This window comes from Burkholderia ubonensis (assembly GCF_902833085.1).
Taxonomy (GTDB): Bacteria; Pseudomonadota; Gammaproteobacteria; order Burkholderiales; family Burkholderiaceae; genus Burkholderia; species Burkholderia ubonensis.
In genome coordinates this window covers 855,410-868,933 of sequence record NZ_CADFEB010000002.1, presented here as the reverse complement: position 1 = coordinate 868,933, position 13,524 = coordinate 855,410, and the positions used below count along the sequence as shown (strand labels likewise).

General features: G+C 61.5%; 21 protein-coding genes, 1 tRNA gene and 2 pseudogenes. 6 read left to right on the top strand and 18 right to left on the bottom strand.

Features of this window, described 5'->3' with window-relative positions; translation table 11 throughout:
* The 3 genes and pseudogenes from HWX31_RS34875 to HWX31_RS07995 form a co-directional block, all read left to right on the top strand.
* Window positions 1–122, top strand: a pseudogene (locus HWX31_RS34875) (IS630 family transposase); the annotation flags it as partial.
* Between the two features lie 26 nt (window positions 123–148).
* Window positions 149–454 (top strand): hypothetical protein, encoded by a 306-nt coding sequence (locus HWX31_RS08000; protein WP_174964173.1) that lies wholly within the window; start codon window positions 149–151, stop codon window positions 452–454.
* Window positions 455–865: 411 nt separating this feature from the next.
* The gene (locus tag HWX31_RS07995) at window positions 866–1,012 is read left to right on the top strand and encodes a hypothetical protein (RefSeq protein ID WP_174964172.1); all 147 of its coding nucleotides are present in this window, start codon (window positions 866–868) and stop codon (window positions 1,010–1,012) included.
* 155 nt (window positions 1,013–1,167) lie between these two features.
* Here HWX31_RS07995 and HWX31_RS07990 read toward each other — a convergent pair whose 3' ends face one another.
* Entirely contained in the window at window positions 1,168–1,908 is a 741-nt protein-coding gene (locus HWX31_RS07990) for a hypothetical protein (RefSeq protein ID WP_174964174.1), read from the bottom strand.
* 118 nt (window positions 1,909–2,026) lie between these two features.
* Window positions 2,027–2,642 (bottom strand): annotated as a pseudogene (locus tag HWX31_RS07985) (SOS response-associated peptidase).
* Between the two features lie 152 nt (window positions 2,643–2,794).
* Between HWX31_RS07985 and HWX31_RS07980 the strand changes: the two are divergent.
* Window positions 2,795–3,181, top strand: a complete 387-nt coding sequence (locus HWX31_RS07980) for a hypothetical protein (protein ID WP_244143675.1) — start codon at window positions 2,795–2,797, stop codon at window positions 3,179–3,181.
* A 13-nt stretch (window positions 3,182–3,194) separates the two neighbouring features.
* On the opposite strand, the gene HWX31_RS07975 is transcribed toward HWX31_RS07980, so the two are convergent.
* The 5 genes from HWX31_RS07975 to HWX31_RS07960 are packed head-to-tail and all read right to left on the bottom strand — an operon-like array spanning window position 3,195 to window position 4,957.
* Window positions 3,195–3,743 (bottom strand): lysis system i-spanin subunit Rz, encoded by a 549-nt coding sequence (locus tag HWX31_RS07975; protein WP_174964176.1) that lies wholly within the window; start codon window positions 3,741–3,743, stop codon window positions 3,195–3,197.
* The gene (locus HWX31_RS34870) at window positions 3,740–4,033 is read right to left on the bottom strand and encodes a hypothetical protein (RefSeq protein WP_244143674.1); all 294 of its coding nucleotides are present in this window, start codon (window positions 4,031–4,033) and stop codon (window positions 3,740–3,742) included. The genes HWX31_RS07975 and HWX31_RS34870 overlap by 4 nt, the downstream gene beginning before the upstream one ends.
* Window positions 4,034–4,042: 9 nt before the next feature.
* Window positions 4,043–4,288 carry a hypothetical protein gene (locus tag HWX31_RS34865; protein WP_244143673.1) on the bottom strand — a complete coding sequence of 82 codons (246 nt, stop codon included), beginning with the start codon at window positions 4,286–4,288 and terminating at the stop codon, window positions 4,043–4,045.
* Window positions 4,285–4,782: a lysozyme gene (locus HWX31_RS07965; RefSeq protein ID WP_174964177.1), complete on the bottom strand. Its 498-nt coding sequence runs from the start codon at window positions 4,780–4,782 to the stop codon at window positions 4,285–4,287. The genes HWX31_RS34865 and HWX31_RS07965 overlap by 4 nt, the downstream gene beginning before the upstream one ends.
* Window positions 4,775–4,957 (bottom strand): hypothetical protein, encoded by a 183-nt coding sequence (locus HWX31_RS07960; protein WP_059472264.1) that lies wholly within the window; start codon window positions 4,955–4,957, stop codon window positions 4,775–4,777. Before HWX31_RS07960 ends, HWX31_RS07965 begins: the two co-directional genes overlap by 8 nt.
* 325 nt (window positions 4,958–5,282) lie before the next feature.
* Here HWX31_RS07960 and HWX31_RS07955 point away from each other — a divergent pair, with 325 nt between their 5' ends.
* Window positions 5,283–6,416: an acyltransferase family protein gene (locus tag HWX31_RS07955; RefSeq protein WP_174964178.1), complete on the top strand. Its 1,134-nt coding sequence runs from the start codon at window positions 5,283–5,285 to the stop codon at window positions 6,414–6,416.
* Window positions 6,417–6,425: 9 nt separating this feature from the next.
* On the opposite strand, the gene HWX31_RS07950 is transcribed toward HWX31_RS07955, so the two are convergent.
* The 4 genes from HWX31_RS07950 to HWX31_RS35145 all read right to left on the bottom strand — a co-directional run bounded on the left by HWX31_RS07950 (window position 6,426) and on the right by HWX31_RS35145 (window position 9,146).
* The gene (locus HWX31_RS07950; protein WP_174964179.1) at window positions 6,426–6,935 is read right to left on the bottom strand and encodes a hypothetical protein; all 510 of its coding nucleotides are present in this window, start codon (window positions 6,933–6,935) and stop codon (window positions 6,426–6,428) included.
* A gap of 4 nt (window positions 6,936–6,939) precedes the next feature.
* A complete protein-coding gene (locus HWX31_RS07945; RefSeq protein ID WP_174964180.1) occupies window positions 6,940–8,295 on the bottom strand; it encodes a hypothetical protein in 1,356 nt (451 codons plus the stop codon).
* A 63-nt stretch (window positions 8,296–8,358) separates the two neighbouring features.
* Window positions 8,359–9,021 (bottom strand): DUF2612 domain-containing protein, encoded by a 663-nt coding sequence (locus tag HWX31_RS07940; RefSeq protein WP_174964228.1) that lies wholly within the window; start codon window positions 9,019–9,021, stop codon window positions 8,359–8,361.
* Window positions 9,021–9,146, bottom strand: coding sequence for a hypothetical protein (locus HWX31_RS35145; RefSeq protein ID WP_279613142.1), 126 nt, complete (start codon window positions 9,144–9,146; stop codon window positions 9,021–9,023). The genes HWX31_RS07940 and HWX31_RS35145 overlap by 1 nt, the downstream gene beginning before the upstream one ends.
* 36 nt (window positions 9,147–9,182) lie before the next feature.
* Between HWX31_RS35145 and HWX31_RS35325 the strand changes: the two genes are divergently transcribed.
* Window positions 9,183–9,494 (top strand): HNH endonuclease, encoded by a 312-nt coding sequence (locus HWX31_RS35325; protein WP_174964181.1) that lies wholly within the window; start codon window positions 9,183–9,185, stop codon window positions 9,492–9,494.
* A 100-nt stretch (window positions 9,495–9,594) separates the two neighbouring features.
* On the opposite strand, the gene HWX31_RS07930 is transcribed toward HWX31_RS35325, so the two are convergent.
* From HWX31_RS07930 to ssuC, 7 genes are all read right to left on the bottom strand, one after another.
* A tRNA-His gene (locus tag HWX31_RS07930) sits at window positions 9,595–9,670 on the bottom strand.
* Between the two features lie 75 nt (window positions 9,671–9,745).
* The gene (gene dusA, locus HWX31_RS07925; RefSeq protein ID WP_174964182.1) at window positions 9,746–10,765 is read right to left on the bottom strand and encodes a tRNA dihydrouridine(20/20a) synthase DusA; all 1,020 of its coding nucleotides are present in this window, start codon (window positions 10,763–10,765) and stop codon (window positions 9,746–9,748) included.
* Between the two features lie 73 nt (window positions 10,766–10,838).
* Window positions 10,839–11,093, bottom strand: coding sequence for a hypothetical protein (locus HWX31_RS07920; RefSeq protein ID WP_059617299.1), 255 nt, complete (start codon window positions 11,091–11,093; stop codon window positions 10,839–10,841).
* 39 nt (window positions 11,094–11,132) lie between these two features.
* Window positions 11,133–11,330 (bottom strand): hypothetical protein, encoded by a 198-nt coding sequence (locus HWX31_RS07915; protein ID WP_174964183.1) that lies wholly within the window; start codon window positions 11,328–11,330, stop codon window positions 11,133–11,135.
* Window positions 11,331–11,469: 139 nt separating this feature from the next.
* Entirely contained in the window at window positions 11,470–11,685 is a 216-nt protein-coding gene (locus tag HWX31_RS07910) for a TOBE domain-containing protein (protein WP_006400187.1), read from the bottom strand.
* A gap of 55 nt (window positions 11,686–11,740) precedes the next feature.
* Window positions 11,741–12,706, bottom strand: coding sequence for an ATP-binding cassette domain-containing protein (locus HWX31_RS07905; RefSeq protein WP_174964184.1), 966 nt, complete (start codon window positions 12,704–12,706; stop codon window positions 11,741–11,743).
* Entirely contained in the window at window positions 12,703–13,515 is an 813-nt protein-coding gene (gene ssuC, locus HWX31_RS07900; protein WP_174964185.1) for an aliphatic sulfonate ABC transporter permease SsuC, read from the bottom strand. Before ssuC ends, HWX31_RS07905 begins: the two co-directional genes overlap by 4 nt.
* Between the last annotated feature and the right edge of the window lie 9 nt (window positions 13,516–13,524).

Sequence of the window (13,524 nt, the reverse complement as noted above, 5' to 3'; positions counted from 1 at the left end):
TCGAACGCTACGTTGAGCAGTACAACCAGCACAAACGTCCGTTCGTCTGGACGGCAACCGCCGATTCCATCCTTCAGAAAGTGGCTCGGCTATGCAAAGTTATTTCTGGGACGGAACACTAGTAACGTCTACGAGTTGCGACAAAGGCATGACCGCGCCGGCGCTCTTCTCAACATCGTCGGGTGCCGTTCCTCTTAAGCTCATTTGCGACGGCCCTGTCACGCAACGCGGACGAACGATGTATCGCGCTGAAATTGCCGACCCGGACACGATGGACTCACTGCTTGATTCCAGTAGGCCCCTTGGAATTGCAGTTGCGCTCGATGACGGCCGATTTGCCGTCTATCGATTTTCAATGGCTGGGGCCAAGAAAGCCGTCTCCATCCTGATGCAGGGCGCGCTGAAGCTGTTCAACAAGTCGAATCAGCAGGGCACTCGAGATTCAGCTCTCTAGGTTGAACCCACGGCATTGACAGCAAATGCCTACATGGTGCCTACACGACCGCCAGAAAGCAAAAAGCCCAGTCGCAATGACTGGGCTAAGTGCTTGAATTTGTTGGGGTGGCTGATGGGACTCGAACCCACGACGACAGGAATCACAATCCTGAGCCGGATCACGATATATTCCAATGAAATCAGCAGCTTAACGAAAATATTTCGGAATAAAATGTCAATCGACGGCCTAAGCAGCACAAGGGTTTGCGGCTAGGTGTTCCGAAAATCGAGGATCACATCACATGTCCGGGAGGCCATCAGATAAGCACTGGCTCGACTGACCATGCCGCAGTATTTGACCTGTTCAATAGGCGAACTACACTCCGAGTGAGTACGCCTGCTGCCCCGGGGAGAAGCCATGAAACGCGTAATGAAGAGTTTCTTGCTTGCCGTTGCCCTGCTGACCGTGGTCGGCGGTACCGTCGGCACCTATTCGGTCCTCTTTGCACCGTTGGCTCATGCAGAGCCGTGCGGCGGCCGTGGGTATCCGCAGGACCGTGGCAGCAATCCGCCCTGACCCAAGTCCGGTTCCGAGCGAGCGAGTGCCGTGGAGCCAGCTCGAAAACGCGCGATCGAGCGCCCCCTTCCCTCCGCATCGAAAGATCGGTAACGTCTTGCGATCACAACAATCGGGCTATGGGGCATAGTACATTTGACAAATCACTCCTTGAACTACGCCTTCTGGTCGGCGACCTCAACTCTATTCGCCTCCCATCTCGGCTGCATATTGATCGTGCTATTACCTGAAAACCCAACAAATGGTCGGTCCGGTGTCAAATCCATCAATCCAGACACACCTCGATAATTGGTGATTCGGGCCGTGGCGCCACCGAATTTTTCGACGCCTTGACTCTTAGCCTTTTCCCAATTTGCTAGATGACACGATTTTATTTTCAATGAAGTCTCAGGATCAATGTCAATAGTTTGATCGACCAAGATTAAAACCCTTCCATTTCGCATGGCATGCCAAAACAGTGACTCAGGTTCAATACGATTTACAGAACTGTCACCCAATTTATCAAAAAAATAGAATCCAATTATTGAGCCGCGCCCTTTGGGCGGCACAGGGAGCCGAACTACCTCTTTGGTTGTGGTTGGCATTGGATGCGCTGCACTAAGCTCAGACTCCGGGATAAGAATAAAAAACACATGTCTGAATCCACTTCCCGCAGATACTTGAGGCTCTCGCCATTGAGCAAGGTGGCGCCCACGTTCTGGAACATATGGGGCATTTTCAACAGACTCGGAGCGAATTGACCAGTTAATCGCCCCGCTCTCGTGAATACTCACCTTCGTTTGGCTCGATACGCTGCCGGTCACATAGACGTCATTCTTGTTAACCGAAATATTCCATACCGTAGAACGTCGATCCCCGGCGTCAACTATGAATCGAAATGATGCGCGTTTACTCACTTATTGTTGTCCATTGTCGATAACAGATCGATCAGTGTACACGCTTAGATCAAAATTGAAAGTCTGTGCGCGCAGTGTCTTTAACGATTTCCGTGATCATTTTGCGTCAACAGTTCCTCTACTCGTTCGGAACTGGTTGCGCAACGATCTCGTCAGCCGAATACAGTTGGAGCATCGCGCGCACGGCACTCAACATTCTTCGAGTGCAGCCATTCGTCGTAGTCGGCCGGCCGCACGATTACGACCGACCGCTTCTCGTCGCCGAGCCGGTGCATGTGCTTCATGACCGGATGCTCGTCGGCGTTCACGGTCAGCATCGCCATCGCGAGCGTCTCGGCGCCGTCCGGCTCCTTCCACGCGCGCCAGACGCCCGCGACGCAATACGGCTGCCAGTCGCCGACGCCGATGCGATAGCGCACGTGCTTCCCAGTTTCCCAGTTCGGCTCGTAGATCCAGCGGGCCGGAATCAGGCAGCGCTGCCCGGCGCGCCAGGCCGTCTCCGCTCGCGCGTTCACGGTCAAGTACTTCTTGCCCTGCGGCTGATGGCCCTTGGGGATCATGCCGAAGTTCGCGATCACGGCCACCGCGGCGTCTCCGTCGGCGCGCACGATCGGCGCCGCGTAATCCGGCCAAATCTCCGGCTCCCACGGCGTCCGCTTCCAAAGATCGATCAGGCCGAGCCGCAGCTCGCTGAAGCCCGGATCCTCGTCCGGCGCGCGGTAGTTCGTGCACATCGTCAGCTCCCCATTTTTGAGACTTGACGAGAGCATCTTACCGCGCGATAAACTGTATATCCATACAGTATTTGTTTTGTATTATGAAACCCCGCTGGGCGTACATCTGGGAGTACACGGACGTCGATACCGGTGAGCGCCGGCGCACGTATATGCCGTTCACCGCCAGTGGGGTGGTCTCGTATATCGGCCAGTTGATCCCCGATGCCGAGGCGCGGCCGCTCGAAGAAGCGAAGGTCGACCGGAACGTGGTGCCGCTCAAGGACCCGTTCGTCAAACGCGCACCCACGATGCCCGCCTTCGACGCGCCGAGCGAAACTGAACTGCGTGCGATGTGGCTCACACATCGTGATCCCGAAGTACGCCGCCTGATCCTCGAAATCGTGATGCTCCGGAAATCGCTTCAGAAGGTCATGGACTGGTGGGAAATGTGGGATCAAGCCGCCAAGGACAAGGGAGACCTGGGCGGCCCCCACGGACCGTTCCATCGGCTGCTGCACCTGCTGCGAGATGAGATGCGGCGCGCCGGGCTCTACTGAAGATGCCGCGAGCTCACTGGCAGCCGGGCGTCGCCGGCCGCACCGCGCACGCCCAACCCTGCACCGCCTTCAGTTTGTCGATTTCGCGCTGATCGTCGCTGGCGACCCCGAAAACGCGCTCCGCAACCGCTGGGTCGATGTCTGCGTCGGCGGCGACACCATCGCCCACGCCGGCGGCGGCGGCAACTCCGGGCAGACGGTCGGAACCGGCTGCAGCACAGTTCCGGACGGCGACGCGCAGCCGGTCAGTGCCAGCAGCGAGAGCAGCGCGCACGGTGCGATTTTCGGCTTCATGGTCGGTTCGCTCCTTCGTGAGTTGTGCGTCGACGGCCGCCCCCCGTGAGGCGGCCGCATCGTGGGCGGCGATCGCGCGCTGTTCCGCGGCAAGCGCCGCCCGCGAGATCGTGGTCAGGTCGTTCGCGTGCCGCTGCGAGTCCGCCGAGCGCGCTGCCTTCTCGTCGGCGAGCTGGCGCGCGCCGATCAGGTGCTCGACGCCGGCGCCGAACGCCGCGCCGAGCAGCGCGGCCAGCAGATACGGCCAGGCGATTTTCAGGAAGATCATTTCGGCTCCTTCGCGTGCCGCTGCTTGAGCTCGTCCGGCGAGTAGACGAAGTCCGGCAGTAGGAACGCCTGCACACGCCAGACCGGGTCGCTTTCCTCGTGTCGACCGTGATCCTTGCCGCGGTGGTGCAGCGCGCACAGCAGCAGCTGGTTGTAGGTCGAATCGACGAACGTCTCCGGCCGCGCCGGATCGAACGCCTCCCAGTCGAAGCCCTGCGTCAGCCGGATCATGTCCCACACCGGGTGCTGGCGCGGGATCGGCACGATGCGCTGCAGCTTGTGGCTGAACATCGTGTCGACCTAGTTGAGCGCGACGCTGCGGATCCACTTCCAGTCGATCGCGTGCGAGAACGCCCACTCGAAGAACCGGTGATGCGACTCGACCGCCTGGTCGTCGCCGCACACCGCGCAGACGTAGCCGCCCTCCTTCTTCATCTCACGCTTGCTCGCGCGGAAGGTCGCCGATTCGGCGCGCGGCTCGTGGTCCGGGTAGAAGACGTCCTCGGACAGCGTGCGGCGCGTCTCGTGAGTTTTCGTGGTCGTCATAGATCGCGCTCGCAGAGTGCGCGCTCGTCGGCGCGCCGTTTCACCAGGCCGGGCAGCATGCGCCCGTCGGAATAGACCCACTGCGGCCGGCCCGCGTCCGACTGATTCATCGCGCGGCACGCGCCGCGCCAGTCGCCGGTGTTGAAGCGCTTCGCCGTCGCGCTGCCGCAGTACGCCGACGTGCCGACGTTGTAGGCGAAGCTCACCGCGGCCGCAAGCTGGTACGTGTGCCCTTTCAGCCCAGGCGTGCACTTCAGCACCGGCTCGGCATGCGCGATCAGCTGCCGCTCGAGCGACTCGCGGCACTCGGCCTCGCTGTACCGCCGACCGACGACGACGTTCGTCGTGTCGCCCGCGCACTTCGTCGGGATGCCGACCGGATCGAGATAGCCGACCAGCTTCGTCCCCTCGAAACTCGGAACGATGGAATAAAGAAGGGCTGCCGTAGCAGCCCCCACAACACCCGCAAGCGTCTTCTTCGGTACGTTAGCCATCGAGCAACTCCCTCTTCCCCTTGTTCTTGATCAGGTAGTACGCCTGCAGCCCGATGTAGCCGAGCGTCGCCAGCGCGACATACCAGTTGATGTCGTGGCTCGTGAGCCACAACCAGAAATTGCTGCCCACCGCCGGCGCAGCTTTCGCCGCGCTCGCAACGACCTCGCTCTTCATCGAGCCCCCGTAAAGAAAAAGCCGCCCGGAGGCGGCCTGTTGCAAATCCTGAATCTGTCTCGCCCGTTCTGGGCACCTTCCCATTGAGGTAGTTCCATGAAGCTGAAGATGTCCGGCTGCCTCTATCCGGATGAGTGGTTGCTCAATGTCAAGGCGCAACGGCAGGCCGCCATTCTCGTTCCGCTAGTTCGGAGCATCGCCGGGGAGTGATCACAGTGCTTATGGTGTGGCATCTGTTCTAGGGGCGGCGTTTGATACACTGCCGGCTTCATATAACTCGCCCCTCCACGCACAAGGGCCAGAGCCCTCCAACGGCAGAGTACCCGTGAAAAGAAAGAACGCCGAAATCGAAATTTTGCGAGCTGTTGCTGTGCTTCTGACGCTCGTCAATCATCTGCCGCAGCTTTTCAAGTGGAACCCTCACCCGCTCGGGCACCTCGAGGACTATGTCACGTTTTGGGGCGGCGTAGACCTCTTCTTCTGCATCTCAGGATATGTGGTAAGCAAGTCGGTGTTCGATTTGCTCGAGAGCGGAAAGGCGTCAGGCACATTCTGGACAGCAGTCAAATCGTTTTGGTTACGACGTGCATATCGGCTGCTCCCATCAGCTTGGTTTTGGCTCGCCGTGATGGTTGCGTGCTCCATTTTCTTCAATGAAAGTGGAGCCTTCTATCCGCCATTCATGTCGATACGAAGCGCATTGGCTGCTGTCTTCATATCCTCTAACTTTGCGCAAACCTTCGGCGCTCCAATTCTTCCGAATTTCGTGTATTGGAGCTTATCGCTGGAGGAGCAGTTCTATCTGCTACTCCCCCTGTTCGTGCTCCTTGTCCCAGCAAGATGGAGATGGAAGGCACTTCTCTTTTGCATTGCGATCCAGTTCCCCCTTCAACGGACGCTTTGGGTTGACTTATCGTGGTTCGTAAGACTTGATGCACTGATGTGGGGCATCTTGATCTTTTTGTTCTCACGAACTATCGAATATCGAAAGCTTGAACCACGATCCCTCAAACGAAACAGCAAAGGCTGGGCATTCAGCGCACTGGCGCTACTCGCCTTGGTCACGCTGCCGCAGATCCTTTCACCTCTCCCGTTCCATGTCGGATTGATGGCAATTGTATGCGCGGGATTGGTCGCGGCAGCATCATATGCAAATGGCTATACCATTCCCTGCGGACCAATCCGCCCCTTTCTCCTGTGGATCGGCTCGCGCTCGTACGCGATCTATCTCGTTCACATACCTGCGTATTACATGACGAACGAAATCTGGTACAGGATCGCGGTATCGCACGAATACGCGGTGCCTGACGGCACATACTCACTCAGATTTTTGCTGACCGCACTGCCACTTACTTTCGTTCTGGCAGAAGCAAACTATCGTCTGATCGAGACGCCATTTCGAGAAAGAGGCGCGAGGGCCGCGCGTGCCATCATGAGCGCCGCGTTGCCATCTAACTAAGGGTAGATCTCAAGCGATCGTGACGATTGCGGATGGCAACATCGACGCCTTGGCCGGAACTGCCGCCTTCAACGCATATACGTAGTCCCTGACCGCGGCGGCGAAGTTGGTGAAATTTGCTTCACTGAAGCCATGCAGTGCGCCACTCATGTCGGGGTAACTGAACGTCGACGAACTGCCGCCCGGAAAGCCCTTACCGGCGTTCAGACTGGCTTCGATCGCAACGATGTCGGACTGACTGAGAGAATCGACCGCGTATGTTCCGTTGATAGCCGGCGTAGAGGTGCTCGTGATGGTAAGGCCAACCGCCAGTGCCTGCGCCACCCGCAACTCAATGGGGATGGTAGCGGGGTTATGCGCAGCATAGACTGCGTTGACTCCCGCCACAACGGCGGTCGGCGTGTCGCTGAAGAATTCAATGGCGCCGTCGCTGCTCCATGTGAAGTGCGCACCGATGAGTCCGCCGTACGCAACCAGCTCATCATAAAAGCTCGGACCGATCTGCTTTTGTGTTGTCATATATTCAGCGGATAACGAGGTTGACGTTCTGGGTTAGCGTTCCCGTATTACCGTTCACCTGACCATACAGCGTGCATAAATGCAGCACGGCCTCAGAATATTGCTGAACGCTGCCGACATTGTATGGGGCTCCTTGGTTCGCCACCGGACTCGTAAATGACTGCGTGGGAGTGACACTGAAACCATCAATGTAGCCAGCAACTGTGATATTCGATCCGGCTGTGTTGTTCTGGATTAGGCCGCCAATGAATACCTGCACTGCTTCGTCGGCCCAACACAGGAAGTTGATCCGCATCGCCGACGAAATTTCAGCGATGCTGGTGTTGGTGATGTTGAAGGGCGCCGTGGTAATGTTATCGAAGGTGCTGCTTCGATTGAACCACGACCGGCAGAGCATCCGGTTACCAGCGGCGGTCGTCACGAACTGGCTGCTCGCATTTGTCCAGACCCTCCCCACCAGAGTCTTGGTCGCGTCGCCGCTCATCACCTTGATGCCGTTCGAACCGGTGACATGCGTCGTCGTCGACAATACCAGAGAAGGCGATGCAGTCGTGCCGGCGAGGTAGACATAGTAGACCGTCGATGCTGCGAGGCTAGCGTTGCTGATCGAGACGCCTGGCGATGGCAGCTGCAACGGCACACCGTTGACGACGACGACGTTACCGTTATAGGGATTGAGCACGAGCGACGTTGCACTCGCGACCGAGAGGCGGCATTGGCCGTGGCCTTGCTGCCCAGGTTGCATGGCATGCTGGCTCCGAGTGGCGGGGGCGATTTGGAGGGCGGCGCCGGTGCTGCCCATGATGACCCATGCGCCGTTTCCGCCATTGACGGTCGACGCGACAACGTACATCAGGCACGCCACGCCCTTAACGATCAGTTCGCCACCCTGAAGCGGTTGCAGGCCCAGGCCGAGGATAGGTTTCGTCCCGAGGCCGTCGACGTTGAGCGTGGATGCTCCCGTGTTCGCATTGGCGATGCTAACGTCGATGACAAGGCCGGAAACGGTCGGGTAGGCCGTGAACGCCGACAGGTTCGCTACAACGTAAGCGTTAGCCGCGCCCGTATCGGTCAGGACAGGGTTTTGGCGAGCCGAAACCGCGACAGCCGTTGCGAGGTTCGACAGCAACGTTGCAGTCGTACCATCGTCAATCGCAGGTTGGCCGGTCTGGTTGACGATGAACTGCGCGACTACCGAAGCCATGATGCTCGACTGGCGCCAGACCTTGTTGAGCTGCGCCGACTGCGCCGTTCCGGCTTGGAAGCCGGTCAGGCGGGCAGCGAGCGCAGCGTAGGTGGGCTGATCGATGACGTTCGCGGCACCACCGCCGCCGAACGGGAGAAAGTCATCGGCTGCCATCAATGCTCCGAGCAAAAAAAAGCCGCCCGAAGGCGGCACAAAGCGTGAGATTCGTTGTGTGGGTCAGACCGGCTTTCCCCAGGCCCCGGTATCGAAGCCAGCGACGAACTGGTTGTTCATGTCGAAGCCGAACATCGGGGCGCCGTCGACGGTCGTGACGATCGTGTAGTTGACGCGGACGCCCTCGGGCTTCAGCGGGATGTATCCGCCGGCGAGCAGCGCGAGGAACACCGCGGACGGAGCCTTTCCAGAGATCCCGATCGTCATCGACATGTCCTGGTGGTCCTCGATGAATACGTGCGTGTCCGCGCCAAAGATGCTGTTCAGAATTGCGGCCGACTGCTCGAGCGTCCCGTCCCAGTGGTTCGCGCCGATCTTCGCGCGGATGACCAGCCGGTACGTGTCGTCGTCGAGAACGGTCAGACCCGTGTCAGGGTCGAATGGCCCCTTCCAGATACCTTGATCGAAGCCGAGCCCGGCGATATCGAACGAGAAGTAGATGCCAGTCAGCGGCGTGCGGATCCGCCGCGAGACGCCCACCCACAACCCGACCGTGTCGAGCTGATTGCCGACGGCGACGTCCAGGTCGAACTTGCTCGGCATACTCGCGAGCAGATTCATCTGGTCGACGAGCGGCTGCACGACGGCAACCACGGTCGCCGCGAATCGTGGCTTGTCGCGGTGCTCCGACGTGATCAGCGCCGTGTAATCGTTCAGGTCCGCCATCAGGTCACCACCAGAGTCACGCTCGCGGGCGTGCAAGACGCCGCTTCGTTGAAGAGCAATGCGATGTCCGGCGCGCCGGCGCCGCGCGGCCCGCTCAACGTCAGCCCGGACAGCTTGAACGTCACGCCACCGCCAACGCCGTTCGCCGCGGTCAGACCCGCGTGCACCGCATCATCTGGAACATCTTCAACAGGACGAAGCCGGCGGCAGGCACAGTGATTCGACACACGTGCGACAACCCGGGATGCTGCAACCCAACGCATTTGAGGCATGGAAGCCAGGGCGACAACGTGCGCGATCGCGTCAACCGAAATCGGTCTGCGGTCGCTGAATCAAACGGGAGGGCGAAGCTGACGCGCAACGAAGCGACAGCAATTCAGGTATCGGCGAAGTCGCCGTATCGGCTGGCGATCGAGCATGGGGTAGACCCGTCGACGATCAGAGCAGTGAAGAAGGGAAAAACTTGGCGCTGAAGATCTTCCAAAAATTGGAATGGCATCTTCCAAAAATCGCGATCCCGACGCCGCAAACAAAAAAAGCGCCCTCTAAGGCGCTGTTTTTAAAGTAATTCTTTGGGGTGGCTGATGGGACTCGAACCCACGACGACAGGAATCACAATCCTGGACTCTACCAACTGAGCTACAGCCACCACTGATACTGCTTGTTTCTTTGCCGCGTCGCTTTGTTGTTCAGCAGCGAAGAAGTGAGATTATATGGAGCTTTTTTAATCTTGCCAAGCGTTTTTTTCAAAAATTTCTTCGGCAGCGAAAAGATGCGCCCGCGCCTCGTCGAACACGGCCAGATCGCCGCGCGCGAGCTTCTTGTTGTCCGACAGCACACGCCGCCAGCCGCGCGCCCCCGCAACGCCGCGGTACAGTCCGAGCGCATGGCGCACGACCGCGCCGAGATACGTGCCGCGCTTCAGCTCCGCCGCGCAGTATTCGATCAACCGCGCTTCCGCTTCCTCGCGCGTCGGCGCCGCGTCGTTCGCGCCATAGAACCGCGCATCGACGCCCGCCAGCACATAAGGATTGTGATACGCCTCGCGACCGAGCATCACGCCGTCAACGTGTTCGAGATGCTGCGCAACCTCGTCGAGCGTCTTGATGCCACCGTTGATCACGATCTCCAGCGACGGGAAGTCGCGCTTCAGCCGATATGCATAGTCGTACTTGAGCGGCGGAATCTCGCGGTTTTCCTTCGGCGACAGCCCTTTCAGGATCGCGTTGCGCGCATGCACGACGAACACCTCGCAGCCCGCCTCCGCGACCGTGCCGACGAAATCCCGCACGAACTCATACTCTTCGACCGCATCGACGCCGATCCGGTGCTTGACGGTCACCGGCACCGACACGGCATCGCGCATCGCCTTCACGCAATCCGCGACGAGCTGCGGCTCGTTCATCAGGCACGCGCCGAACGCGCCGCGCTGCACCCGTTCCGACGGGCACCCGCAGTTCAGGTTGATTTCGTCGTAGCCCCACTGTTCGCCAAGCTTCGCGGCGCGCGCGAGATCGTCCCGCTCGCTGCCGCCGAGCTGCAGCGCGACCGGCGACTCGCTCGGCGTGAACGCGAGGTGCCGCTGCGCGTCGCCGAACAGCAGCGCGCCGGTCGTGATCATTTCCGTATAGAGCCACGTATGGCGCGTGAGCGTGCGGTGGAACGACCGGCAATGACGGTCGGTCCAGTCCAGCATGGGTGCCACGGACACGCGGCGGGGAGGAAGCGAAGACGAAACGGGCATGGAATTCGGGCAACGAGCAGGCGCAGGAAGCAACCTGCGATTTTACCGCAACCGGCGCCCTGCCCGCCCGGCGCTATGCACCCGCGTCGCCGGCAAGCTCCGCATCGACCGCGCGCCGCGCCTCGTTCAGCACGCGCTCGATCACCCGGCGCTCGGTCAGCAGCAGCCCGTCGACCTTCACGAGCCGCCAGTCGATCCGCACCGCGTCGCCTTGCAGCACGCGATAGTGCACGTGCTCGCCGTCCCAGACCTGCTCGGTCTTCACTTCGATCTCGAAGCCGCGGTACGGCTCGCTGTAGTCGCCGAGATCGCTGCCTTTCAGTTCCATCTCGCCCCCCGTCGATGCTCGAGGCCCCGTACAGGGCGCTCAGTCATATTCGTCGGACAAGACGGCCTTGCCGTCGGCGGTGAGATCGACCCGGTCGGTGGCCGCCTGATAGATCAGCCCTTCGTTCAGCAGCACGTAGACGATGTCGCTGAACGCCGCCGGCACCGGCCGGCTGTCGCCGAACTGGTCGATCCATTTCAGCGCCTCGATGGCTTCGGGAGAAAGGATGGGGATCATGCGCTGCCTCCGCGTCGGTGTCGCTCCATCCTAGCACTTCGCCCGGATTGCGAACACCGATGCGATCACGCAGCCAGCAGGGCCGGCCACCGCGACGGGAGGCAGCACCCGCCGACGGCTTCCGCACCTTCAGCCGCGCTCAGAGCCGCGCGATCGACACTTCCGTGGACTTCACGAGCGCGACGACTTCGGCGCCGACCTTCAGTTCGAGTTCGTCGACCGAGCGGGTCGTGATCACCGACGTGACGATGCCAAAAGGCGTTTCGACGTCGACCTCGGACACCACGGGCCCGCGGATGATCTCCTTTACCTTGCCTTTGAACTGGTTGCGCACGTTGATTGCAGTAATGCTCATCGGGATGATCGCTCCGAAGAAAAAGTTTCAAGAGGGGCGGCCGACGCCGCCCCGGTTAGACGGCCCAGCGAATCCGCCCGGCGGGCCGGGCGCCCTGCGCGTCGTGGGCAGGTTGCCCTGCCGCGGCCGGCCCGCCCGCCAGCACGCGCCTCAGCACGCGATCCTCGAGCGCCGCGAACGCGGCCGACGCGCGCTCGCGCGGCCGGTCGAGCGGCACCGGCTGGTCGAGCGCGACACGCCCCTGCTCGATCAGCAGGATCCGGTCGCCGAGCGCGACGGCTTCCTGCACGTCGTGCGTGACGAGCAGCGCCGTAAACCGGTGCTCGCGCCACAGGCGCTCGATCAATGCATGCATCTCGATGCGGGTCAGCGCGTCGAGCGCGCCGAGCGGTTCGTCGAGCAGCAACAGTTGCGGCCGATGCACGAGTGCGCGCGCGAGCGCGACGCGCTGCCGCTGCCCGCCCGACAGCTGCGCGGGCCAGTCGTTGGCGCGTTCGAGCAAGCCGACCTCGTCGAGCACCGCGCGCGCATCGTCGCGGGCGCCGCGCCCGAGCCCGAGCATCACGTTCTGCAGCACGGTCTTCCACGGCAGCAGGCGCGCTTCCTGGTACATGATCCGCGTGTCGAGCGCGCCGCCGCCTTCGCCGCGCGCCGTGAGCACGCCGGTGCTCGGCTGCTCGAGGCCCGCGACGAGCCGCAGCAGCGTCGACTTGCCGCAGCCGCTGCGGCCGACGATCGCGACGAAGCTGCCGCGCGCGATGCCGAGATCGACGTTGTCGAGGACGGTGCGCGCGCCGAAGCGCTTGCCGACGCCGCTCAGCGTGATCGCATCGTCTACCGCGGAGCCCGCCGCGCCGCCTCGATGACGTCGCGCGAGCGGCACGACGGATGCGCCGCTGTCGCGCTCGAGCACCGCGGCATCGCGGGCGTCGCCATCTGCGATGCGCGCGTGCGTGAATTCCGCCTCGAGGTCCGCGGCGGCAAGCGGCCCGAATCCGGCCGCCGAAATCGTCGCATTCATGCCGGTGCTCCTGATTGATAGGCGGGGTGCCAGCGCAGCGTCGCGCGCTCGAGCCACTTCGCGAGCACGTCGGCCACCTTGCCGAGCACCGCGTACAGCAGGATGCCGACCACCACGACATCGGTCTGCAGGAATTCGCGCGCGTTCATCGTCATGTAGCCGATACCGGACTGCGCGGAAATCGTTTCCGCGACGATCAGCATCACCCACATCAGCCCGAGCGCGAAGCGCACGCCGACGAGGATCGACGGCAGCGCACCGGGCAGGATCACGTCGCGATAGAGCGCGAAGCCGCGCACGCCGTAGCTTTTCGCCATCTCGATCAGGTTTGCGTCGACCGAGCGGATCCCGTGATACGTGTTGATGTAGACCGGAAAGAACACGCCGAGCGCGACGAGGAACAGCTTCGCCTTCTCGTCGATGCCGAACCACAGGATCACGAGCGGGATCATCGCGAGCGCGGGGATGTTGCGGATCATCTGGATCGTCGAATCGAGCGCGATCTCGGCGGCTTTCGACAGGCCGGTCGCGAGCCCCAGCGCGAGGCCGACGCCGCCGCCGAGCGCGAAGCCGAGCAGCGCGCGCCAGGTGCTGACCTTCACGTTCGCCCACAGCTCGCCGGACGCGACGAGCGACCACGCGGCGCGCACGACGGCGACCGGCTCCGGCAGCACGCGGGTCGACAGCCAGCCGATGCGCGCGCCGGCTTCCCAGACGATCAGGAGCGCGAGCGGCACGAGCCACGGCGCCACGCCGCGCCACGCGCGGGCGGCGATGCCGCCGCCCGCCGTCGACGGTTTCGTTGTCATTGCAGCCCT